The following is a 23,807-nucleotide window of genomic DNA, read 5'->3' as shown; positions in this document are numbered from 1 at the left end:
AATTACTGCTGGAACCATTTGTTGTAGATGGTTTTGTAAGTGCCGTCAGCTTTGATCTTCTCCAAGGCGGTGTTGAATTTGCCCTGCAGATCGGTATTACCCTGACGCACCGCGATACCCAAACCGGTACCGAAGTAATCTTTATCTGTGACTTTCTCACCCAGTGGCGCGAGGTTGGCATTCTGTTTCAGCCACTCGTTCACCACCGCGGTATCACCAAACACGGCATCGATACGGCCGTTTTTCAGATCCAGCACCGCATTCTGGTAGCTGTCATAAGGCACAACGGTGATGTCGCTGTGTTTGTCAGACAGGTATTTCTGGTGCGTGGTGCCGTTTTGCACGCCAACGCGTTTGCCTTTCAGCGCGGCAACATCGGCCAGCTTGCCTTTCTGCGCGATAAAGATGGCGGAGTTATCATAGTAAGGCTTGGAGAACAGCACCTGCTTTTCACGCTCAGGGGTTATGTCCATACCCGCCATCACCGCGTCGAAACGACGGAATTTCAGGCTTGGGATCAGGCTGTCAAACGCCTGGTTGGTGAAAGTACAGGTTGCATCAATCTCTTTACACAGCGCATTGGCCAGATCGACATCGAAGCCCTGAATCTTGTTGTCGGAATCGACAAACTCAAACGGCGGATAAGAGGCTTCGGTGGCGAAACGCAGGGTCTGCGCAGCAGAAGCGCTGAGGCTCAGACCGGCAAGCAGTGCAGCAAGTACGACTTTTTTCATTAGATGCATCCTGACTTAGTGCGAAAGATAATGTGCAAACGCTTCGGTTTGCGGCTGTGAAAAGTGGCTGGCATCGCCTTGCTCAACAATATGACCATTCTCCATGTACACCACGCGGCTGGCCGTTTTACGCGCCACTTCCACTTCGTGGGTCACAATCACCTGCGTAATTTGGGTCTGCGCCAGTTCACGAATGATGCTGACGATCTGCGCGGTGATCTCGGGGTCGAGTGCGGCGGTGGGTTCATCAAACAGCAACACCTGGGGTTCCATCATCAACGCACGGGCAATCGCCACACGTTGCTGCTGGCCACCGGAAAGGTGCAGCGGGAAACGGTCAGCAAAAGGCGTCAGACGCAGGCGGTCCAGCAGCTTGTCAGCACGCGCACGCGCGGCGTCTTTGCTGAGACCCAGCACCCGGCACGGCGCTTCAATCAGGTTTTGCACCACGGTGAGATGTGGCCACAGATTGTATTGCTGGAACACCATGCCGACGTTCTGGCGCAGTTCACGGATTGCGCTGTCAGATGGCGCTTTGCTGAAGTCAAAGTGATTACCGGCAATCTGCAGGCTGCCGGAACGCGGCTGCTCCAGCAGATTAAGGACGCGCAGGAGCGAACTTTTACCCGCGCCACTTGGGCCGAGCAACACCAGCGTTTCTCCCTGCGGACAAGCCAGGTTGATATCGAACAGCGCCTGATGGGCACCGTAAAAACAGTTAATGGCGTTTAGTTGAATACTCATGCGCAAAAATTGAATAGTAATTAGTGCCGCGAATCTTAACGTCACCAGAATAGTTATGCAATTGTGGTGGGTTAAAATTTATTAAACAGCAGTGAAGTCCCAAAAGCGTAGCACAAAATATCGACGCTCAAGGTCTGGCGGCGGAATTGATTGCGCTTCTTTAGCTCAGGGTTACCTGACAGAAGCGCGATAGATCGCCCAGCTACCGTTATGTCGGGGATGGAATGACTCAAGGCCGCCCCCTACAAAACCTTGACGTATAAGACAGTAGCGTCACGGTTCGGCTATTTTTTCTCTTCCAGCAGTTGGCTGAGCGAGCCGCCACCCGCATGCGGCCAGTCGCCCACATAGCGGATATCATCCACCGCCCAGCAGGTGCCTTCCTGAATCATCAGCACTTCATCATTCCAGCTTTTGCCATCGCGGCTTAATGCGACGCGCAGCGGGATGTTACGGGCATCGCGGTTAGGAATGGTTGAGGCGCTGGCGACATCCGCTGACGTTGGGCCTTGTGACAAACTGGAGAACAGATCACCCTGACTCCATGACGCAGGCTTATTGCTTTGTGTGCTGGCGCTCAACAGTTTCTGATACAGGCGATCGCTCAGGTAGGGGCGATATTTTGCCAGGGTGGCGCTGTTCGGCAAACCCTGAGTGGGTTGGCTGATACGTAAATCGTAAAACTGCTGCGCAACGCTATCCGGGCCACCATCGACACAGCTGGCGGTACGCGGTCCATTATCCTTGAACACCGGTTCGACCGTGGTACAAGCACTGAGCAGTAACGCAGCGGGAACAAGCAGCGCAAAGGCATTGTTTCTCATCTCGATTTCCTTATAGTTCACTGGCAAAGCGCCATTTTTAGCATAGAGTATAGTCTCGCTTTTACGCCGTACGAGCTGTTCCCGTCATACTTCAGGATGCAGATACGTTGGCTAAACGCATTCGCCCGAATCACTCAAACAAGGAGACCGCGATGAAATTTTCCACCACGCCCACGCTGGAAGGGCACAGCATCAGCGAATATTGTGGTGTCGTCACCGGTGAAGCAATTCTGGGGGCCAACATCTTCCGTGACTTCTTTGCCGGCATTCGTGACATCGTCGGCGGCCGTTCTGGCGCCTATGAGAAAGAGCTGCGTAAAGCGCGCCAGATTGCGTTTGAAGAACTCGAAGAGCAGGCCAAAGCGCTGGGTGCTAACGCGGTAGTAGGTATTGATATCGATTACGAAACGGTGGGCAAAGACAGCAGCATGCTGATGGTCAGCGTGACCGGCACTGCCGTGATCATTCGCTGATGCGGTTGGTTGTTCTGCTGGCAGTGGCGCTGCTGCTGAGTGCCTGCCAGTCGTCGATTGAGCCGCGTCACGGTTACTGGGTGGATACCACCCATCCGGCGGAGGGTGCGCGTCCGAGAGTGAAAGTGGTGGTGATCCACTACACCGCGGAAGATTTCCCCTCTTCGCTGGCAACGCTTACCGATCGTGAGGTCAGCGCCCATTATTTGATCCCACAGCAGCCAGAACAGAAACGCGGGCAGGGTGTGATATGGCAACTGGTGCCGGAAAGTGAACTGGCGTGGCACGCCGGGCCGAGTTTCTGGCGAGGTGCCACCCGTATCAATGACACGTCGATTGGCATCGAGATTGTGAATCGCGGCTACACGCGAACCTTGACGGGGGTGGAGTGGCAGCCCTTCACGCCGGCACAAATCAGCGTGCTGGTGGCACTGGTGAAAGACATCACCCAGCGCTATGCCATCACGCCCGAGAATCTGGTGGGCCACAGTGATATCGCGCCGCAGCGTAAACAGGACCCTGGTCCGCTCTTTCCCTGGCAGCAACTGGCTGCACAGGGTTTAGGGGCGTGGCCCGATCAGGCCACAGTGCTGCGTTATTTACACGGCCAGGCAGTCGATGCACCCGTTGATCAGTCAGAACTGCTGGGTGCGTTGCAGCGCTATGGCTATGACGTGGCGTCGGCCACGACACCACAGATGCAGCGCAAGCTGATTGCGGCGTTTCAGATGCATTTCCGCTCGCGGGATTATCGTGGGATAGCGGATGCAGAAACGCTGGCGATTGCCCGTGCGCTGCTGGCGAAATACGGTGCGGCGCATTAACGCGCCGCCACGGTTACTGCTGTTGGAACGCCTGCCAGTGTGCCACCAGGCGTTGCAAATCCTGGCGGGTGACATCGATGTGCGTCACGATACGCGTCACCGGGCCTACGCTGATCAACACATCGCCTGACTGCATCCAGCTTTTCAGTGCTTCAACCTGCTCCGCAGGCACCTTCACAAACAGCATGTTGGTGTGTTGATTCATCACCTCCACGCCAATGGCGCTCAACTGTTCTCCCAGCCACGCTGCGTTGTCGTGGTCCTCTTTCAGGCGTGCCACGTTGTGCTTGAGGGCATACAGGCCAGCCGCCGCAAGAATGCCGGATTGACGCATGCCACCGCCGGTCATTTTACGCCAGCGGCGCGCCTGTTCAATGTAGGCTTCATCACCACACAGCAGCGAACCCACCGGCGTGCCCAGTCCTTTTGACAGGCAAATGGTCAGGGTGTCGCAATAACGTGCGATATCCTTCAGCTCAAGGTTTTGTGCCACGACCGCGTTAAAAATGCGTGCGCCATCAATGTGCAGCGCCAGTTTACGCTCACGGGTTAAATTCCAGGCTTGTTCCAGATAGCGCTGTGACAGCACTTTGCCGTGATGGGTGTTTTCCAGGCTCAGCAGGCGCGTGCGGGCGAAATGGATATCATCCGGTTTGATGGCGGCGATAATATCCGCCAGCGGCAGAGAACCGTCCTCTGCGTGGGAAATCGGTTGGGGTTGGATACTGCCAAGTACCGCAGCACCGCCCGCTTCGTACTTGTAGTTATGTGCCTGCTGACCCACGATATACTCGTCGCCGCGCTGACAGTGACACAGCAACGCCACCAGATTGGCTTGGGTGCCGGTAGGGAAGAACAAAGCAGCCGCTTTGCCACTCAAACGCGCGGCCTCTGCTTCCAAGGCATTCACGGTGGGATCATCGCGATAGACATCATCGCCAGTTTCGGCGGCCATCATTGCATCCAACATGGCGGCACTCGGGCGGGTTACGGTATCACTGCGTAAATCGATCACATCGCTCTCCTGGGTAAACAGCGTTGTCGGGGCAGCCTTGAGGCTGCCCGTCTGGCGCACATTGCGCTCAGCTTGTAGAAACGGTTTTACCTCAGCCAGTTAGTTTTAGCCAGTTCTACAATCTCATCACCGCGACCATTAAGAATCGCACGCAGCATGTACAAACTGAATCCTTTGGCCTGTTCGGCTTTGATCTGCGGCGGCATCGACAACTCTTCTTTGGCAGTAATGACATCGACCAGCACCGGTCCGTCATGCGCGAAAGCCTGCTCCAGTGCGCCATTAAGGTCTGAGGCTTTCTCGACGCGAATGCCTTTGATGCCACAGGCGGCAGCGATAGCGGCGAAATCAGGGTTTTCCAAATCCGTACCATCGGTGAGGTAGCCGCCCGCTTTCATCTCCATCGCCACGAAGCCCAGCACGCTGTTATTGAAGATCACCAGCTTTACCGGCAGCTTGAGTTGCGCCACGGAGATGAAATCGCCCATCAGCATGCTGAAACCGCCATCACCACACAGCGCCACTACCTGACGCTGTTTATCAATGGCCTGCGCGCCCAATGCCTGCGGCATGGCGTTGGCCATTGAGCCATGGTTGAACGACCCTAACAGACGACGTTTGCCGTTCATTTTTAAATAGCGGGCGGCCCAGACGGTAGGCGTACCGACGTCACAGGTGAAAATGGCATCGTCAGCAGCGTACTGGCTGATTTGCTGCGCCAGATATTGTGGGTGAATGGCTTGTTTATCATTGGCGGTAGCCAGATCGTCCAGCCCTTTACGGGCATCAACGTAGTGTTCCAACGCGCTGTCGAGATGGTGGCGATCGCTTTTGCGGCTGAGCTGAGGTTGCAGCGCCTGTAACGTGGCTTTGATGTCGCCGACCAGCGCCATATCAACATGGCTATGCGCGCCGAGGCTGGCCGGGTTGATATCGATCTGGATAATCCTGGCATCGGCGGGATAGAACGGGCGGTAGGGGAATTGTGTGCCGAGCAGCACCAGCGTATCGGCGTTCATCATGGCGTGATAGCCGGAAGAGAAGCCAATCAGACCCGTCATGCCAACGTCGTAGGGGTTATCGTACTCGATGTGCTCTTTACCGCGCATCGCGTGCACCACTGGCGCTTTCAGAGTCTCCGCCAGCTTCACCACTTCGGCATGCGCCCCGGCGCAGCCGCTGCCGCACATCAGGGTAATATTTTGCGCACCGTTCAGGGTTTCGGCCAGGCGGGCAATTTCGCTGGCTGAGGGGACAACGTGTGGCAGTTGTGGTGGATACCACTCACTGCGCGCGCCTTCTGGCGCGGGTTTTAACGCCACATCGCCGGGCAGCACAATCACCGACACACCGCGATTGAGGATCGCTTTGCGCATTGCAATCCCCAGCACCTGCGGTAACTGCTCCGGGTTGGAAACCAGCTCGCAATAGTGGCTGCATTCACGGAACAGCTCCTGTGGATGCGTTTCCTGAAAATAGCCGCTGCCGATTTCACTGGAAGGGATGTGTGCGGCAATCGCCAGCACCGGAACGTGATTGCGGTGGCAATCAAACAAGCCATTAATCAGATGGAGGTTACCGGGGCCACAGGAACCGGCGCACACTGCCAGTTCACCGCTGATTTGGGCTTCGGCCCCCGCCGCAAAGGCGGCGACCTCTTCATGGCGCGTGGGCATCCATTCGATGGTGCCCATTCGATTCAGGCTGTCGCTCAACCCGTTAAGGGAGTCACCCGTGACGCCCCAGATGCGCTTTACGCCCGCGCTCTCCAGGGTTTTGGCCAGCAGCGCTGCCACAGTTTGTTTCATCGTTCGCTCCTTTCTGGTGTTTGCCATCTATCCCGATGGCGGAAACGTGTCAGTCAGAAGCGTAGACGATGGAATCCTTGCGTAGCCGTGAAAAAATGCGCTGTTGGCGATTACGCGGAAAACAGCGCGATAAGGATCGGAGCCAATAAACTCATGATAAAGCCGTGCACGATCGCGGCGGGCACAATCTCCATACCGCCCGTGCGTTGCAGGATCGGTAAGGTGAAATCCATTGACGTGGCGCCACTTAATCCCAGCGTCATACTGCGTTGACGACCGATTAACACCGGGATCAGCATAATGGTGATCAGCTCGCGCAACAGGTCGTTAAAGAAGGCCGCACTACCGATCACCGGGCCAAAAGATTCGGTCATCAAAATGCCTGAGAGGGAATACCAGCCAAAACCGCTGGCTAAGGCCATACCCGTTTTTATCGGTAGATCGAGCCACAACGCGGCTAACATACCGCCGATGAGCGCACTGCAGAGAGACACCGCGGCGACCAGCATGCCACGTCGATTCAGGGTGATTTGGCGCAACGTCATGCCGCTGCTGCGTAGCTGAATACCCACCAGAAACAGCATCAACATCAACGCATATTCGCTTACGGTTGAGGCATGGCGCAGCACGGGCCACTGGGTGAGACCGAGTAAAAAACCCGCCAATACTGAACCACAGAGCTTGAGCGACTCCAGCGCCATATGCAGGCGTGAGGGCAAGGCTTGCTGCTTGTGCGGGTGGTGCCAGGGAACACGCTTCTCCAGCAGCCAGAATGCCAACAGAGAGCAGGCCAAAATGCACAGCATGCTGATAAGGGCGATATGAAAGATCGCCAGTAAATTGCTACTGAGGTTATCAAGAAACGCCAGACTGGTGCCCATAAAGAACAGAATGATATACACCAGTGCGCTGAGCATGCGGGCAACGCCGCGCAGTAGGGGAGTGTGCCGGATGTGCAGCAGGTAACCGAAAACCAGCGGCAGCAGAATAATGATTAAGCCGTACATATTACGCGTCCATCCTTGGGAAAGGGCCGCAACGCTAGCGGAAAATATTTGAAGTGTAAACCTTTTCCCGGTTCGATAACTTGACCAACCTAACGCCGCGGACCATGCTCAGGCAAACAGCGAAGGGAGGAAAAGATGATTCTGGAACACATCGACATTGTGGGTTTTCGTGGCATTAATCGGCTGTCGTTGCCGCTGACTGACACCAATCTGCTGATAGGCGAGAATGCCTGGGGTAAATCGAGCCTACTGGATGCCTTGACCTTGCTGTTAGCGCCTGCTGCTGAGCCTTATCAATTTTCCGAGCACGATTTTCATTTCCCTCCCGGTGACCTCGACGCGCGCCTGCGTCAACTAAGATTAGTGTTCCGTTTTCGCGCCCAGGATGACGATGAAAATGCGGTGTATCAGCCTTTCTGGCAGCACGATGACATGGGGCGCTACATCAGCTTCAGCACCCGTGCGCGGCGTAACGAACACGGGGTGAAAACCACCTGGCGCTTTATTGATCAGCATGGTGATGTGTTACCGATGGAGGGCACGGAGGCTGCGCTGGCCCATTTGCGTGCTTTCTATCCCGTATTACGCCTGCGCGATGCGCGTTTTGGTCGGCGTGGGCGGCAGAGTGAAACGGATGCGGATCGGCGGGCATCGACCATGAGCGAGCTGGTGCAGGAAGTCGATAAGTTAACGCGTGATTTAGTGGTGCGTCCGCAAACGCTGAGCGATGATTTACTGCGTCAGGGATTACACACCATGCAGCAACTGCTGGAGCACTATTTTTTGGTGCAGCAACCTGGCAGCAGCGCTGCGCGCGTGGCCCCCGAAATGCGCGACGGCAGCCAGGGCTGGCGATCGCTGGATAAGCTGAATCATCTGATTGCCAGTACCGAGTCACGTAGCCGTCAGGTGATCCTATTACGGATGTTTTCGCTGTTAATTCAGGCGCACGGTAACGAAGCTTTACCGCCGGGTGCGCATCCGCTGCTGTTGGTCGAAGACCCGGAAACGCGCTTGCACCCCATTATGCTATCGGTGGCGTGGAATTTGTTGGATCTGATGCCTTTGCAGAAAATCACCACCACCAATTCGGGTGAACTGCTCTCGCAGGTGCCGGTGGAAAACATCTGCCGGTTGGTGCGTGAACCCACTCGGGTCGCAGCCTGGCGGGTGGGGCCTGAAGGGCTGAGTGCCGAGGAGAGTCGGCGTATTGGCTTCCACATTCGCGTTAATCGCCCATCAGCCCTGTTTGCGCGCTGTTGGTTGTTGGTGGAAGGCGAGACGGAAGTGTGGATTATCAATGAGCTGGCGCGGCAGCGTGGCTATCACTTTGCGGCTGAAGGGGTCAAAGTGATTGAGTTTGCCCAGGCCGGTCTTAAGCCGTTACTGAAGTTTGCCCGCCGCATGGGCATCGCCTGGCATGTGCTGACGGATGGTGATGAAGCGGGCAACAAATATGCTGCCAGTGCGCGCGGCCAACTGCAGGAGCATGAACAGGAGGCCGATCATCTGACTCAGTTCCCGGCACCCGACATCGAACATTTTCTCTATAAGCATGGGTTTAGTGATGTTTACCACCAGACGGCGCACCTGCCGTTAAACGTGCCAATGAATGCACGGCGTATTATTACCAAAGCGATTCAGCATAGCTCGAAGCCCGAACTGGCGATCGCCGTGGCGCTGTCGGCGGCAGAACGCGGGCCAGAGGCGATTCCGCCGTTGCTCGACCAGTTATTTGCTCGCGTGATGTGGTTAGCCAGAGGTCGGGCGGACTAAGACGCGGGAAAATTCGTAAAAGAAAAATGCCAGCGTATGCGGCTGGCATTTTTTTTCGGGAGTGGTCAGAATGAGTGAAGCGTCACGCGAGTTGCGTGGCTTCACAGGGCACAATCAGACTGGCGTGATTGCCTTTTGGCCCTTCATGGACATCGAACTGAACCTGCTGGCCGGCCTTCAGCGTTCTGTATCCCTCCATCTGAATCGTGGAGTAGTGCGCGAAGATATCGTCGCCGCCGCCAATCGGACAGATAAAGCCGAAGCCTTTGGCGTTGTTGAACCATTTAACAGTACCCGTCTCCATGCTTTTACTTCCCTCGCAAGACATTTTGATAAGTAGGTGAGGTCATTGAAGCTGTGAGTCGAGTTTGTTTAAAACTCAATCAGCTTGTGTAAGTAGAATGTAGAGAAACGGACCTTATCGTCAAGCAAACGGCCCTGGCGCATGGGGAGAAATTCATCAAAATTTGAGGCAGTTAACGCTATTGCAAATTTTGTGATACAGGTCGCGCATGGGCTTTTAGTGCCGTTTTTTAATCGAGGAATGGTGGCTTGACAGACATGTTAAACTTAAGAATGGGCACAGCAATGTGCACAATCGTAACGCAGAATTTCGACGGAACATTATGGCAAACACAAACGACTGGCTTAATTTTGAACATCTGGCCGAAGATAAAGTACGCGAAGGGTTAAAGCCGCCTTCAATGTATAAAGTCATTCTGAATAATGACGATTATACACCTATGGAATTTGTTATTGACGTGGTGCAAAAGTTCTTTTCTTATGATGTTGAACGTGCAACGCAGCTGATGTTGAAAGTTCACTACCATGGAAAGGCGATCTGTGGTGTATTCACTGCAGAAGTGGCGGAAACAAAAGTCGCCCAGGTGAACAACTACGCACGAGAGAATGAACATCCGTTGCTGTGTACGCTAGAAAAAGCCTGAGCCCGTCTCCATATAGGGGATAGGTCGTCAGAGCGATAATTGGGGGAGGTGCCAAATGCTCAATCAAGAACTGGAACTCAGTTTAAACATGGCTTTCGCCAGAGCGCGCGAGCACCGTCATGAGTTTATGACCGTCGAGCATCTGTTGCTGGCATTGCTCAGCAACCCGTCGGCCAGAGAGGCATTGGAAGCCTGTACGGTAGATATCGTGGCTCTGCGACAGGAACTCGAAGCCTTCATCGAACAAACCACACCGGTGCTGCCAGCCAGTGAAGAAGAGCGCGATACGCAACCGACGCTCAGCTTCCAGCGCGTATTGCAGCGCGCGGTATTCCATGTCCAGTCATCTGGTCGCAGCGAAGTGGCTGGGGCAAACGTGCTGGTCGCCATCTTCAGCGAGCAGGAGTCGCAAGCGGCTTATCTGCTGCGCAAACACGAAGTGAGCCGCCTTGATGTGGTGAACTTTATCTCCCATGGTACGCGTAAAGACGAACCCGGCCAGCCGCAGAACAACGCGGAAAATCCGGTTAACGAAGAGCAAGCAGGCGGGGAGGAACGTATGGAAAACTTCACCACCAATCTTAATCAGCTTGCTCGTGTCGGCGGAATCGATCCGCTGATCGGCCGCGATAAAGAGCTGGAGCGTGCCATTCAGGTGCTGTGCCGTCGCCGTAAGAACAACCCGCTGCTGGTGGGTGAGTCTGGCGTGGGTAAAACCGCGATTGCGGAAGGTCTTGCCTGGCGCATTGTGCAGGGCGATGTACCTGAAGTGATGAAAGACTGCACTATTTACTCGCTCGATATCGGTTCGTTGCTGGCAGGCACCAAGTACCGTGGTGACTTTGAGAAACGTTTTAAAGCGCTGTTGAAACAGCTCGAACAGGACACCAGCAGCATTCTGTTTATCGACGAAATCCACACCATTATTGGTGCGGGTGCTGCCTCTGGCGGACAAGTCGATGCGGCTAACCTGATCAAACCGCTGCTTTCCAGCGGGAAAATCCGCGTGATGGGTTCAACCACCTATCAGGAGTTCAGCAATATCTTTGAGAAGGACCGTGCGCTGGCGCGTCGTTTCCAGAAGATCGATATCACCGAACCTTCTGTGGAAGAGACCGTACAGATCCTTAACGGCCTGAAACCGAAATACGAAGCGCATCACGATGTGCGTTATACCGCGAAAGCGGTGCGTGCTGCGGTAGAGCTGGCGGTGAAATACATCAACGACCGTCATCTGCCTGATAAGGCTATCGACGTGATTGATGAAGCCGGTGCGCGTGCGCGTCTGGTGCCGGTTAGCAAGCGCAAGAAAACCGTCAACGTTTCCGACATCGAATCTGTGGTCGCGCGTATTGCGCGTATTCCAGAGCAAAGTGTCTCGGCAACGGACCGCGATACGCTGAAGAACCTCGGCGACCGTCTGAAAATGCTGGTGTTCGGACAGGACAACGCGATTGAAGCGCTGACGGAAGCGATCAAAATGAGCCGTGCAGGCTTAGGCCAGGAGCGTAAACCGGTAGGTTCGTTCTTGTTTGCCGGCCCGACGGGTGTGGGTAAAACCGAAGTCACGGTTCAGTTGGCGAAGGCGCTGGGTATTGAGCTGCTGCGTTTCGATATGTCCGAATACATGGAGCGTCACACGGTTAGCCGTTTGATCGGTGCGCCTCCGGGCTATGTGGGCTTCGACCAGGGTGGTTTGCTCACTGATGCGGTGATCAAACATCCACATGCGGTGGTGCTGCTGGATGAAATCGAGAAGGCTCATCCGGATGTCTTTAACCTGCTGTTGCAGGTGATGGACAACGGCATGCTGACCGATAACAACGGCCGCAAAGCGGACTTCCGCAATGTCGTGCTGGTGATGACCACCAACGCCGGTGTACGTGAAACCGAGCGTAAATCGATTGGTCTGATTCATCAGGACAACAGCACTGACGCGATGGAGGAGATCAAAAAGATCTTTACACCAGAGTTCCGTAACCGTCTCGACAACATTATCTGGTTCCGTCACCTGGATACGGCAGTGATTCATCAGGTTGTGGATAAATTTATCGTCGAGTTGCAGGCACAGTTGGATGCGAAAGGCGTATCACTGGAAGTCAGTGATGATGCACGTGACTGGCTGGCTGACAAAGGTTACGACAAGGCGATGGGAGCACGTCCGATGGCACGTGCCGTACAGGAAAATCTGAAGAAACCATTGGCGAACGAACTGCTGTTTGGTTCATTGGTCGACGGAGGCTCAGTCTCGGTAGCGCTGGATAAAGAGAAAAACCAGCTGACTTACCACTTCCTGAGTGCGGAAAAACGTAAAACCGAAGGGACTGTGCACTGATGTGCTAAGTTCCAGATAAGAAAAGGCCGGATGAGAATCCGGCCTTTTTTTTCGCGCTCAGTTACTTGCCACCAACGCGAGATGTGGGCAACAACTTAGCGACTACGGAAGACAATGCGGCCTTTGCTCAGGTCGTACGGGGTCAACTCGACAGTCACTTTGTCGCCCGTCAGGATGCGGATGTAGTTTTTGCGCATTTTACCGGAGATATGAGCGGTAACCACGTGCCCGTTTTCAAGTTCTACGCGGAACATGGTGTTAGGTAACGTATCCAGTACGGTACCTTGCATTTCAATATTGTCTTCTTTGGCCATCGAATCCTCTGGGTGAACTACCAAACTGTTGAACCGGCAAGATAATGCCGAATTCCATGATTTATGTAAAGAACCGTTGGTGATTTTGCCAACGCTTCGCCGTGCGTCGCGCCATTGCGCGTGCATTACGGAAAAATTCGGGTGTTTTTTGACGTCTGCGGGGGATTAGCGGGCTAAGAATCTGTAGCAATTGGCTGCTGATGCACAACTGATACAGCTTCGGGAAATGTATGAGATTCCCAACCTGGCAATTCCGGCTCGCCACAGCGAAGCGCGGACGACATACCAAACTCGCTTATTGTATCACTTTTGTCGGGAATTGTGTGCAAAACATCTGCGGGGAGGGTCAAAAAAGGGTTTGTGTTTGCCAGCAACCCGCCAAAACAGGCTGCCACGCCAGTGTTTGCACGTACTGTAAATAATCGACACGTGGGATTTCAACGGCGCCCAATGATGCGGTATGCGGGTTCAATACCTGGCAATCAATTAAACGCCCCTGATGAGCCAGAAAATGTTGGGAGAAAACCCATAATGCGGTTTTTGACGCATTCTCCTGACGGCTGAACATCGATTCACCGCAGAAAATTTGCCCAAGTGCCAGACCGTACATGCCGCCGACTAAACGATGATCGCTCCAGACCTCAATGGAATGGGCATGACCCAGCTCATACAAGCGCAGCCAGGCGCGCTTCACTTCAAACGTAATCCACGTCCCTTCCTGGCGACCGCTGGCACAGCCCTCAAGCACCTGCGGAAACGCATGATTCATGGTGACACGAAAAGGAGAGCGACGATGAAAGCGCGCCATGCTCCGGCTGAGATGGAAAGATTCCGGCAACATCACGGCACGCGGATCCGGCGACCACCACAAAATCGGGTCTCCGGGGGAGAACCACGGAAAAATACCGCGCTGATAGGCATTCATCAGGCGGGCAGGGGAGAGATCGCCACCCATCGCCAACAGTCCATTTGGCTCGCGCAGCGCCATCTCTGGCGGTGGAAAATTTAACGAATCCCGTGAAAGCTGTACCAGTCTCATTGCGTCATTTACCCTTCGGGCTAGTCGCTTAGACTATAGCGCAAAGCGCTGGTGGAAACGCCAGTAGCGACCCGCTTTTGAGATTAATTCGTCGTGTGAGCCTGATTCAATAATCTGTCCCCGATCCATAACGCAAATTCGATCCATCTTCTCAAGGCCGCTCAAACGGTGTGTCACCATGATCAGCGTTTTATCACCCGCTACCTGTTGCAACAGCGCTAAAATCTGCTGTTCGGTGGTGGCATCAAGCCCTTCTGTGGGTTCATCCAACAGCCACAAATCACCGTTATGCAGCAGTGCGCGGGCGATGGCCAAACGGCGCAGTTCACCGCCTGATAGCGGGCGACCGCCTTCCCCCATCCACGCATTAAGTCCTTCATCATGCTCAACTAAATGGCTGAGACCTACCTGGCGCAAAACATCCTGCAACTGTGTGTCGCTGGCCATTGGGTTAGCCAACAGTAAATTGTCACGCAGCGGCTGACTAAACAGATGGACGCGCTGGGTAACAACGCTGATACGCTGGCGCAGGCTGGTTTCATCCCATTCATTAATCGGGATCGCGTTGAGCGCGATTTCACCTTGCTGCGCTTCCCAGCCGCGCGTGATCAACGCCAGCAGGCTGGATTTCCCGCAGCCGGTGGGGCCGAGCAACGCCAGATGTTCACCGGCTTTGAGATGAAGTGAAAAGTGGTTAAGCACCGGCTCTGGCCGCTGTGGGTAACGAAAAACAATATCTTCCAGCGTAAGCGCAATGCCGGGCTGAGAATGTATCGTTGTGTCCGGGAAACGGATTTGCGGCTCCTGCTCAATAATCTCCTGCACGCGTTGTGCCGCTCCCGTGACCTGAGCCAAAGGCAGAAATGCACCGGCAACCGGGGCCAGTGCTTCAAATGCCGCCAGACCGCAGAAGACAAACAGCGCGATGAATGCACCGGGCGCTGCGTTATCTCCCACGCCCGCGGCTGAAATCCACAGCAGGAGCACCACCGTTGAACCACTGATCAGCAGCAGCACACTCTGCGCGATGGCCTGCAGACGATGCTGGCGGCGTTGAGCCTGCTGCCAGGCTTTTTCTTCATCATCGAGGTGAGTGCGCCACTGCGTCGCCGCACCATAAATGTGTAATTCAGCCAGCCCGCTCACCCAGTGTGTGAGTTGCAAGCGCCAACTGGCCTGGCGCTGCGAGATTTGCTGGCCAGCAGAAGTTCCGAGCCGCCAGAACAGAGGAGGGAGGAGGATTAATGTCAGCAGCATGATGCCACCCAGCAGCAAAGCCAATGGCACATCCAGATAGGCCAAACCGCAGGTGACGATAATAATGACAACGGCGGCACCCAGCAGCGGCGAAATCACGCGCAGGTAAAGATGATCCAGCGTATCAACATCGCTAACAAAGCGGTTCAGCAGATCGCCCTGACGAAAGCGCGCCAGTTGCTCTGGTGCCAGCGCGATCAGCTTGCTGAAGGTGAATACGCGCAAATGCTGCAATACCCGGAATGTCGCATCATGACTGACCAGACGTTCAAAATAACGGGATGCCGTGCGGGTAATGGCCGCGCCGCGCACACCTGCTGCGGGCAGCATGTAGTTAAAGCTATACAGGCCCGCCACACCCGCCAGCGAGGAGGCGGCAAGGAACCAGCCGGACAAGGTCAGCAGGCCGATGCTGGCCAGCAAGGTCGCGATCGCCAGGATGATGCCTAAACCTAAACGCCAGGGGTGACGGCGATAGAGACGCAAAAACGGCAGTAAATTTTTCATCAAACAATCTCCTGCTGGCGGTGCTGCATCATCTCGCGCAGCGGACCCACTTGACCCTTCAACTGCTGCCAACCGCCCTGCTGCACCAGTTGCCCGGATTGCATAACCCACACTTCATCCCAGTCGGCGAGCGCATTGAGCTGATGCGTGATCATCAGGGTGGTTTGCTGGGTAGCCGCCTGATGCAGCGCATGCATGACATGTTGCTCGCTTTGGCTATCCAGTCCGGCGCCAGGCTCATCCAATAACAGAAGCTGTGCGGGCTTTAACAGTGCCCGCGCCACCGCAACGCGCTGCGCCTGACCAACAGAAAGCCCCAGGCCGCCATCGCCCAGTGGTGTGTCCAACCCTTGTGGAAGTTGTGTCAGAAAATCATTCACCCCCGCGCGTTGCAGCACATTCGTGAGCGTGATGTCATCAACCGTTCGGTTCAGTAACAGGTTTTCGCGCAGCGTTGACGCAGGTAGATGGGGGTTCTGTCCAACCCAAGCCAGATGCTGGTGCCAGTTGTCGCGACTGATTTCACGCAGTTCGTGACCGTTGACGCGTAGCGAACCCTGATACGGCATAAAGCCGAGTAGCACGTTCATCAACGCCGTTTTACCGGCACCACTTTGACCAATTAACGCGATGCGTTTGCCGGCTGCGAGAGTGAAATTAAGAGGTTGTGACAGCGGCTCACCGCGGGCTGTCATCACAATCAGATCCTGCGCCTGCAACGTCAACGGTGTGTCAAATTCTACCGAGGTTGAGGAATGAGCGGCGGCAATATCAGGACTCTCTGTCAGGAAGCTGTCGAGTGCATCTGCCCCGCCAACGGCCTGAGCTTTAGCGTGATAAAAAGTGCCGAGATCGCGCAGAGGCTGGAAAAATTCCGGTGCCAGTATCAGGGCCAGGAATCCGGCAAACAGTGTGACGCCGGTTCCGTAATGCCCAAAGTTGAGTTCGCCAAGGTAGGAAAAACCGAAATAAACCGCGACGACGGCAATTGCCAGTGAAGCGAAGAATTCCAGAACGGCCGAAGAGAGGAAGGCCAGGCGCAATACTTCCATGGTGCGCTGACGGAAATCCGTCGTACTTTCGGCAATCGCATGCTGTTCGGCTTTGGCGCGATGAAACAAGCGTAGGGTTTCGCGCCCACGTAAGCGGTCATAAAAATCGCCACTCAGCCGAGCCAGCGCCTGAAAATTTCGACGGTTAGCCTCTGCCGCGCCCATGCCGACCATCGCCATAAACAGCGGAATGAGCGGTGCGGTGGCGAGTAGAATCAGACCGGCGGCCCAATTGACAGGGAAAATAGCAATCAATATGGCAAAGGGAATAAACACGGCCAGCGACATTTGCGGAATATAGCGTGCGTAATACTCCTGCATCTCTTCAATCTGTTCCAGCAACAGTGTTGCCCAACTGCCCGCGGGTTTGCCCTGAATCCAGGCAGGGCCTAACGCATTCAGTCTATCCAGCACCTGCTGGCGCAAAGCACGGCGAATCGCAACACCCGCCTGGTATCCTGCCATTTCGCGAGCATAATTCAGCCCGGCGCGCAGGACAAAGCAGAGCAACAGCAGCATAAAATCCGCAAGCAGTGAGCCGCGTGGCTGTTGCGCCACAATCAAATTTTGCAACAACGAGGCCAGCAACCAGGCCTGAACAATAATGACCAGCGCCCCGGCTAAACCGAAAAGCGATGCTGCACGTAAACTACGTGCGCCGTGAATGCGTTGCTGACGAAGCCAGCGGAGAAGGTGTTGCTGCCGTGATTTATCCATGCGAAGCCGTTTGATCACTGATGGAGAGAGGCAAATACCGGATCAATTGTCCGGACATCCTGAGCGCATGAACTGTAGCACGCAGGTCATAAAAAAGGCGACCAATATAGGTCGCCTCTCAGCAATTATGATCAGCTTATTAACAACTTACTTATCGTTTTTAACCAAGCCATCAAGATAACGTTCTGCATCCAATGCTGCCATACAGCCGGTGCCTGCAGAGGTAATTGCCTGACGATAGATGTGGTCCATCACGTCGCCCGCAGCGAATACGCCAGGAATGCTGGTTTGTGTCGCGTTACCGTGCAGGCCGGACTGCACTTTGATATAGCCGTTTTCGAGCGCTAACTGACCATCAAAAATAGCCGTGTTCGGGCTGTGGCCGATAGCCACAAACAGACCCGCAACGGCCAGGGTCGACGGCGCTTCACCCTTGGTCGAGAGTAATTTCAGGCCGGTTACGCCCATCTGATCGCCAACCACTTCTTCCAGGGTGCGGTCGGTGTGCAGCACGATATTGCCGCTGCTGACTTTCGCCATCAGACGGTCAATCAGGATCTTTTCAGCACGGAAGCTGTCGCGGCGGTGAATCAGATGCACTTTTGACGCGATGTTGGCCAGATACAGCGCTTCTTCAACCGCAGTGTTACCGCCACCGATAACCGCGACTTCCTGGTTGCGATAGAAAAAGCCGTCACAGGTCGCGCAAGCGGACACGCCTTTACCTTTAAAGGCTTCTTCAGAAGGCAGACCGAGGTAACGTGCTGACGCCCCCGTTGCGATGATCAGTGCATCAGCGGTGTATTCGCCGCTGTCGCCAGTCAGGCGGAAGGGACGGTTCTGCAAATCCACAGTATGAATGTGGTCGAACAAAATTTCGGTGTTGAACTTCTCGGCATGCTCATGCATGCGCTCCATCAGCGACGGACCAGTCAGATCGTGCGGGTCGCCAGGCCAGTTCTCCACTTCAGTAGTGGTGGTGAGCTGGCCACCTTTTTCCAGTCCGGTAATCAATACCGGATTCAGGTTGGCGCGCGCTGCATAAACTGCAGCGGTATAACCGGCAGGGCCGGAGCCCAAAATGAGCAGCTTACTGTGTTTGGCCGTACTCATGCGTTCCTCAGTTTTTTTCTGACAACATAGTTTTTGATTGTAGGGAAATTAGCGACGCAAAAAAAGGTTTCAGCGATTTTGTTAACAATCGCTGCAAGCGGCGTAGTCGATGAGGCGGAATTTTGCACGTCTGTTGCGCCAAAAGGGGGCAATGCTCGGCAATTTCTGGTGCAGCAGTATAAAAATTCTCATTAAAAAACAGCATCCCAGCACTCTGTCTGGCATCTTGTACTGAATTTGGATGTTTTACTTTGACAATCGCCTGCTGTTTTGCGAAAACATTACCAGAAGCAGAGAATATTTAGCGGCGCAAAACAGAATTTCATTTCTGTTTTGCGTGTTTTTGCCGGATAAACTCAGTCTGACATTGGTAATGACGCATGGTGTGGACAGACAACATGCGTCATACGGATGGCCGCATTACTGCACAGACTTATAGGCTTCGCTTAAGTAAGGCCCTGAACAATGAGCGTTTTCAGGGTGTGGCAGGTAAAGGGAAGGAATTAAGAGAGACAATAATAATGGTAGACAATAAGAAACGCCCCGGAAAAGACCTGGATCGTATCGACAGAAACATTCTGAATGAATTGCAGAAAGACGGTCGTATTTCCAATGTTGAGCTTTCGAAACGTGTTGGGTTATCACCTACACCGTGTCTTGAGCGTGTGCGTCGCCTGGAGCGTCAGGGCTTCATTCTGGGTTATACCGCACAGCTGAACCCGCATTATCTGGACGCTTCACTGCTGGTGTTTGTTGAGATTACTCTGAATCGTGGTGCGCCCGATGTGTTTGAGCAATTTAACGCCGCAGTGCAAAAACTTGAGGAAACTCAAGAGTGTCACCTCGTTTCCGGTGACTTTGACTACTTGCTGAAAACCCGTGTACCGGACATGTCCGCCTATCGTAAGCTCCTGGGTGAAACCTTGCTGCGCCTGCCGGGCGTAAATGACACCCGTACTTACGTGGTAATGGAAGAGGTCAAACAGAGCAATCGTCTGGTGATCAAAACCCGGTAGTGCAGGGCAGGTGCAAAGCTTGCAGGAATTCGGTACACTCCTGTGAATTCATACAGGATCAGCGTCGGGCTTGCCCGACGCTGTTTCCTTCTTAATTTACAGGCACCTGGAGAGTTCTCTTGAGCCAGGAATATACAGAAGATAAAGACGTTTCGTTACAACCGCTGAGCAGTGGACGCAGGCTGCTGGAAGCGTTACTCATCCTTGTGGCCCTGTTCGCCATCTATTTGATGGTGTCGCTGGTTAGCTTCAACCCTTCAGATCCAAGCTGGTCGCAGACCGCCTGGCATGAGCCGATTCATAATTTAGGCGGCAGTGTTGGCGCATGGCTGGCGGATACCTTGCTGTTCATTTTTGGCGTGATGGCCTATGCCATTCCTCCCGTCATTATTGGGCTGTGCTGGATTACGTTCCGTCAACGTGATCGTCAGGATTACATCGATTACTTTGCCGTTGGTTTACGTTTGATCGGCGTGTTGGCTTTGGTGGTCACCACCTGCGGCCTGGCGGCGCTCAACGTGGATGACATCTGGTACTTTGCTTCCGGCGGCGTGATTGGCAGCCTGGTCAGCAATGCGATGGCACCGTGGTTCAGTTCCGCGGGCGGCACCTTAACGCTGCTGTGCGTCTGGGCTGCGGGTATTACGCTGTATACCGGCTGGTCCTGGCTTACCATTGCCGAAAGGATTGGCGGTGTGGTGATGGGCGTGCTGACCTTTGCCAGCAATCGCTCGCGCCATGACGAACCCTGGCAAGAAGATGACGAGTACGTAGACGAGGAGCAGGCAGAAGATGCCGCGCCTCCGTTACGTGGTACGCAAGCCCATCATGACGCTGATGACGTTCTGCTGGCTAAACCACGTAAAATCGCCGAGCCCATTGCGGAAGAACTGGCGGATGATCCGCTGTTGGCGAAAGCCAGTGCAGCAACAGCCGCAGCTATTGCGGTTACCACAGAAGCCGCACAACAGGCTCCGGCTGCTGTGCAACCTGCGGTCAGTTCGCCAACTGAATCCTCTGTTGTGACGCCTCCGGTGAACGCTGTGCCAACCGAACCTGTGCCAGTAGCACCTGTTGCGGCTGCTCCCGAGCCAGTGATTCAGCCTGCGCCACCGTTGTATCGTTTTGAAGTGCCGAATGAACCTGCGCCAACGCCCGCTCCATTCTCACTGGCTGATGAGGATGATGGCCCGCGCATGGGCAACTGGCAGGATGCGGCATCCTCGTCTGCTTCTCTCAATACTGCTGCAGCGGCAGCAGCGGGCATGGCGGCGGCGAAGAGCGTGTCAGCTTACACACCGGCTTTTGATATTGTCCCTGAGCGAGATTACAACCCGCAGGTGAAGCAGGGTATTGGTCCTGAATTACCGCGTCCGAATAAAGTCAAACTGCCAACCCGTCGTGAACGGGCTTCTTATGGCATTAAACTGCCATCTCAGCGTATGGCGGAAGAAAAGGCACGAGAAGAGGCGGAGCAGACGTTGCCAGAAATGACGGCAACCTACCATGAACCGCAACATGATCAAGATGATGATGCCGCACTGCAGCAGGCACAGTTGCGTCAGGCTTATGAATCTCAACAGCAGCAGCGCTATGGCGACAGCTGGCAGCAGCAACCGGAAGAGGATGATGAAGAGGCGTTGCATCAGGCGCAGCTCGCGAATCAGTTTGCGGCACAGCAGCAACAGCGCTATCAGCCATCAGATGCCAATGATGGTCCGGTATTTAGTCTTGATACCTCGTCAGCCTTTGATTTTTCGCCAATGAAAGATTTGGTTGATGACGGTCCAAGCGAGCCGCTGTTTACTATTGCCGCGACGCCAGAACCGGAAGCACCATCGCAATGGCAGCAGCCTGCAGCGCCGCAACCGGAAACCCTGCCATCGTTGACTGAGCAGAACAGTCCATGGTCTTCAGCTGAGCCGGAAAGTTATGCCGCACCCAGCGAAACGCCAAAACCGGCTGCACCAGCGCAGGACAGCCTGTTCCATCCGTTCCTGGTGCGTCATGAGCGGCCACTGGAAAAACCGTCTACTCCATTGCCAACGCTCGATTTACTGACTTCGCCGCCTTCGGAAGAAGAGCCGGTGGATATGTTTGCCCTTGAGCAAACTGCGCGTCTGGTTGAAGCGCGTCTGGCTGACTATCGTGTGAAAGCGGAAGTGGTGGGCATTTCGCCGGGACCGGTGATCACCCGTTTTGAACTCGACCTTGCGCCGGGTGTGAAAGCCGCTCGCATTTCTAACCTGTCACGCGATTTAGCGCGCTCACTCTCTGCGGTTGCAGTGCGTGTGGTGGAAGTGATTCCAGGCAAGCCCTATGTCGGGCTGGAGTTACCGAACAAGCACCGTCAAACCGTGTATCTGCGTGAAGTACTGGATTGCGATAAATTCCGTGATAATCCTTCACCGCTCTCTGTGGTTTTGGGTAAAGATATTTCGGGTCAGCCGGTTGTTGCCGATCTGGCGAAAATGCCTCACTTACTGGTTGCGGGTACCACCGGTTCCGGTAAGTCAGTGGGCGTTAACACCATGATCATCAGCATGTTGTATAAAGCCACGCCGGAAGAAGTGCGCTTTATCATGATCGACCCGAAAATGCTGGAGCTGTCGGTTTATGAAGGTATTCCTCATTTACTGACTGAAGTCGTTACCGACATGAAAGATGCCGCCAACGCGCTGCGCTGGAGTGTGGGTGAGATGGAACGCCGCTACAAGCTGATGTCAGCACTCGGCGTGCGTAATCTGGCGGGTTATAACGAGAAGATTGAGCAGGCAGCGGCGATGGGCCGTCCGATTCCTGACCCGTTCTGGAAGCCGGGCGACAGCATGGACACGACGCCGCCAGTACTGGAGAAACTGCCTTATATCGTGGTGTTGGTGGATGAATTCGCCGACCTGATGATGGCGGTGGGCAAGAAAGTAGAAGAGTTGATTGCTCGCCTCGCCCAGAAAGCGCGTGCAGCGGGTATTCACTTGGTGCTGGCAACGCAACGCCCGTCAGTGGATGTGATCACCGGCTTAATTAAAGCCAACATTCCAACCCGTATTGCTTTTACCGTTTCCAGTAAGATTGACTCCCGTACTATCCTGGATCAGGGGGGCGCAGAATCGCTGTTGGGGATGGGTGACATGCTTTATATGCCGCCAAACTCCTCGATGCCAGTCCGTGTGCACGGCGCCTTCGTGCGTGACCAGGAAGTGCATGCAGTGGTGCAAGACTGGAAAGCACGCGGACGTCCGCAATACATCGACAGCATCACGGCGGGTGAAGAGAGCGAAACTGCTGCAGGTGGGCTGGACGGCGATGAAGAACTGGATCCGCTGTTCGACCAGGCCGTCTCGTTCGTAGTGGAGAAACGTCGCGCCTCGATTTCGGGTGTCCAGCGTCAATTCCGTATTGGTTACAACCGTGCTGCACGTATTATTGAACAGATGGAGGCGCAGGGAATTGTGTCTGAACCGGGCCATAACGGTAACCGTGAAGTCCTCTCCCCGCCGCCGCATGAGATGTAATCTTGTGTCAGCAGTGAGCTATATTCGGGCCAGTTAACACTGGCCCGTTGTTTATCTGCGAAACGATCCCCATATCTTCGGGAGCTTTCGGCTTTTTCTCCTGTCGAACTGACAGGGCGGCAACTACGTTTAATGCGGTAAGTGTCGGGAAACCATGAATAAGGAATCGAATCAGATGAAATTACGCGTTATTGCCTGCGGCCTGTTGGCCAGTTTTGTCTCTGCATCGGTATTGGCGGATGCGTCCAGCGATTTGCAACAACGTCTGAACAAGGTGAACAGTTTCCATGCCAGCTTTAGCCAGAAGGTCACCGACGGTAGCGGTGCCAATGTGCAGGATGGGGAAGGGGAACTGTGGGTTAAGCGCCCAAGCCTGTTTAACTGGCACATGACCGCGCCAGACGAAAGCGTCATCATCTCTGACGGTAAGAATCTGTGGTTCTATAACCCATTTGTTGAGCAGGCGAGCGTTAGCCTGTTGCAGAATGCCACCAGCAACACCCCGTTTATGTTGATTGCGCGTAACCAGCCAAGCGACTGGCAGCAGTACAACATCAAGCAGCAGGGCGACAACTTTGAACTGACGCCGAAAAGCAGCGACGGCAATCTGAAACAGTTCACCATCAATGTTTCTGCATCCGGCACCATTAATAAATTCAGCGCGATTGAACAAGATGGCCAGCACAGTGACTACCAGCTGAAAAGTCAGAAAAATGGCGCGATTAGCCCGGATAAATTTACCTTTACGCCGCCTAAAGGGGTAACGGTCGACGATCAACGTCAGTGAGGT

The 23,807-nt window shown here is 54.5% G+C and carries 20 protein-coding genes; 8 read left to right on the top strand and 12 right to left on the bottom strand.

All coding sequences use genetic code 11. The annotated features are described in order from the left end of the window. Positions 1–2 precede the first annotated feature (2 nt). The 3 genes from artJ to QMZ30_RS18770 form a co-directional block, all read right to left on the bottom strand. Positions 3–734 (bottom strand): arginine ABC transporter substrate-binding protein, encoded by a 732-nt coding sequence (gene artJ, locus QMZ30_RS18780; protein ID WP_283228552.1) that lies wholly within the window; start codon positions 732–734, stop codon positions 3–5. A gap of 15 nt (positions 735–749) precedes the next feature. Further along, positions 750–1,478 (bottom strand): arginine ABC transporter ATP-binding protein ArtP, encoded by a 729-nt coding sequence (artP, locus tag QMZ30_RS18775; protein ID WP_052206066.1) that lies wholly within the window; start codon positions 1,476–1,478, stop codon positions 750–752. A gap of 284 nt (positions 1,479–1,762) precedes the next feature. Continuing rightward, positions 1,763–2,302, bottom strand: a complete 540-nt coding sequence (locus tag QMZ30_RS18770) for a lipoprotein (protein ID WP_283228551.1) — start codon at positions 2,300–2,302, stop codon at positions 1,763–1,765. Positions 2,303–2,454: 152 nt separating this feature from the next. Here QMZ30_RS18770 and QMZ30_RS18765 point away from each other — a divergent pair, with 152 nt between their 5' ends. Continuing rightward, a complete protein-coding gene (locus QMZ30_RS18765; protein WP_038647859.1) occupies positions 2,455–2,775 on the top strand; it encodes a heavy metal-binding domain-containing protein in 321 nt (106 codons plus the stop codon). Next, positions 2,775–3,599, top strand: coding sequence for an N-acetylmuramoyl-L-alanine amidase (locus QMZ30_RS18760; protein ID WP_283228550.1), 825 nt, complete (start codon positions 2,775–2,777; stop codon positions 3,597–3,599). The genes QMZ30_RS18765 and QMZ30_RS18760 overlap by 1 nt, the downstream gene beginning before the upstream one ends. Before the next feature lie 13 nt (positions 3,600–3,612). Here the strand turns inward: QMZ30_RS18760 and ltaE are convergent, their stop codons facing one another. The 3 genes from ltaE to QMZ30_RS18745 form a co-directional block, all read right to left on the bottom strand. Then, the gene (ltaE, locus tag QMZ30_RS18755; protein ID WP_283228593.1) at positions 3,613–4,614 is read right to left on the bottom strand and encodes a low-specificity L-threonine aldolase; all 1,002 of its coding nucleotides are present in this window, start codon (positions 4,612–4,614) and stop codon (positions 3,613–3,615) included. A gap of 86 nt (positions 4,615–4,700) precedes the next feature. Next, positions 4,701–6,422 carry a ubiquinone-dependent pyruvate dehydrogenase gene (poxB, locus tag QMZ30_RS18750; protein WP_283228549.1) on the bottom strand — a complete coding sequence of 574 codons (1,722 nt, stop codon included), beginning with the start codon at positions 6,420–6,422 and terminating at the stop codon, positions 4,701–4,703. 110 nt (positions 6,423–6,532) lie between these two features. After that, the gene (locus QMZ30_RS18745; protein WP_283228548.1) at positions 6,533–7,429 is read right to left on the bottom strand and encodes a LysO family transporter; all 897 of its coding nucleotides are present in this window, start codon (positions 7,427–7,429) and stop codon (positions 6,533–6,535) included. Positions 7,430–7,564: 135 nt separating this feature from the next. Between QMZ30_RS18745 and QMZ30_RS18740 the strand changes: the two genes are divergently transcribed. Next, complete coding sequence (locus QMZ30_RS18740; protein ID WP_283228547.1) at positions 7,565–9,205, top strand: ATP-dependent nuclease; 1,641 nt, start codon at positions 7,565–7,567, stop codon at positions 9,203–9,205. A gap of 82 nt (positions 9,206–9,287) precedes the next feature. Here QMZ30_RS18740 and cspD read toward each other — a convergent pair whose 3' ends face one another. Continuing rightward, the gene (gene cspD / locus QMZ30_RS18735) at positions 9,288–9,509 is read right to left on the bottom strand and encodes a cold shock-like protein CspD (protein ID WP_058969281.1); all 222 of its coding nucleotides are present in this window, start codon (positions 9,507–9,509) and stop codon (positions 9,288–9,290) included. Between the two features lie 322 nt (positions 9,510–9,831). Here cspD and clpS point away from each other — a divergent pair, with 322 nt between their 5' ends. Both clpS and clpA read left to right on the top strand, forming a co-directional pair. Beyond that, positions 9,832–10,152: an ATP-dependent Clp protease adapter ClpS gene (clpS, locus tag QMZ30_RS18730; protein WP_039332380.1), complete on the top strand. Its 321-nt coding sequence runs from the start codon at positions 9,832–9,834 to the stop codon at positions 10,150–10,152. A 55-nt stretch (positions 10,153–10,207) separates the two neighbouring features. Then, the gene (gene clpA / locus QMZ30_RS18725) at positions 10,208–12,487 is read left to right on the top strand and encodes an ATP-dependent Clp protease ATP-binding subunit ClpA (protein WP_039332382.1); all 2,280 of its coding nucleotides are present in this window, start codon (positions 10,208–10,210) and stop codon (positions 12,485–12,487) included. A gap of 95 nt (positions 12,488–12,582) precedes the next feature. Here the strand turns inward: clpA and infA are convergent, their stop codons facing one another. The 5 genes from infA to trxB all read right to left on the bottom strand — a co-directional run bounded on the left by infA (position 12,583) and on the right by trxB (position 18,486). Next, complete coding sequence (gene infA / locus QMZ30_RS18720; protein WP_002211347.1) at positions 12,583–12,801, bottom strand: translation initiation factor IF-1; 219 nt, start codon at positions 12,799–12,801, stop codon at positions 12,583–12,585. A 346-nt stretch (positions 12,802–13,147) separates the two neighbouring features. Then, complete coding sequence (gene aat, locus QMZ30_RS18715; protein ID WP_039332385.1) at positions 13,148–13,840, bottom strand: leucyl/phenylalanyl-tRNA--protein transferase; 693 nt, start codon at positions 13,838–13,840, stop codon at positions 13,148–13,150. A gap of 33 nt (positions 13,841–13,873) precedes the next feature. Then, positions 13,874–15,604 carry a heme ABC transporter ATP-binding protein/permease CydC gene (cydC, locus tag QMZ30_RS18710; RefSeq protein ID WP_283228546.1) on the bottom strand — a complete coding sequence of 577 codons (1,731 nt, stop codon included), beginning with the start codon at positions 15,602–15,604 and terminating at the stop codon, positions 13,874–13,876. After that, positions 15,604–17,373 carry a heme ABC transporter permease/ATP-binding protein CydD gene (gene cydD / locus QMZ30_RS18705; RefSeq protein ID WP_283228545.1) on the bottom strand — a complete coding sequence of 590 codons (1,770 nt, stop codon included), beginning with the start codon at positions 17,371–17,373 and terminating at the stop codon, positions 15,604–15,606. The genes cydC and cydD overlap by 1 nt, the downstream gene beginning before the upstream one ends. 147 nt (positions 17,374–17,520) lie before the next feature. Beyond that, entirely contained in the window at positions 17,521–18,486 is a 966-nt protein-coding gene (gene trxB, locus QMZ30_RS18700; protein WP_283228544.1) for a thioredoxin-disulfide reductase, read from the bottom strand. A 521-nt stretch (positions 18,487–19,007) separates the two neighbouring features. Here trxB and lrp point away from each other — a divergent pair. From lrp to lolA, 3 genes are all read left to right on the top strand, one after another. Further along, positions 19,008–19,502 carry a leucine-responsive transcriptional regulator Lrp gene (gene lrp / locus QMZ30_RS18695; RefSeq protein WP_006118610.1) on the top strand — a complete coding sequence of 165 codons (495 nt, stop codon included), beginning with the start codon at positions 19,008–19,010 and terminating at the stop codon, positions 19,500–19,502. A 119-nt stretch (positions 19,503–19,621) separates the two neighbouring features. Beyond that, on the top strand, positions 19,622–23,017 hold the full coding sequence (locus tag QMZ30_RS18690) for a DNA translocase FtsK 4TM domain-containing protein (RefSeq protein WP_283228543.1): 3,396 nt from the start codon (positions 19,622–19,624) through the stop codon (positions 23,015–23,017). Positions 23,018–23,192: 175 nt separating this feature from the next. Further along, positions 23,193–23,804 (top strand): outer membrane lipoprotein periplasmic chaperone LolA, encoded by a 612-nt coding sequence (lolA, locus tag QMZ30_RS18685; protein WP_039332399.1) that lies wholly within the window; start codon positions 23,193–23,195, stop codon positions 23,802–23,804. The last annotated feature ends 3 nt before the right edge of the window (positions 23,805–23,807 follow it).

The sequence above is a fragment of the Pantoea sp. EA-12 genome, from assembly GCF_030053355.1.
GTDB classification, from domain to species: domain Bacteria; phylum Pseudomonadota; class Gammaproteobacteria; order Enterobacterales; family Enterobacteriaceae; genus Pantoea; species Pantoea vagans_C.
The sequence above is the reverse complement of the archived record's forward strand: the minus strand, read 5'-3'. Positions and strand labels throughout refer to the sequence as shown.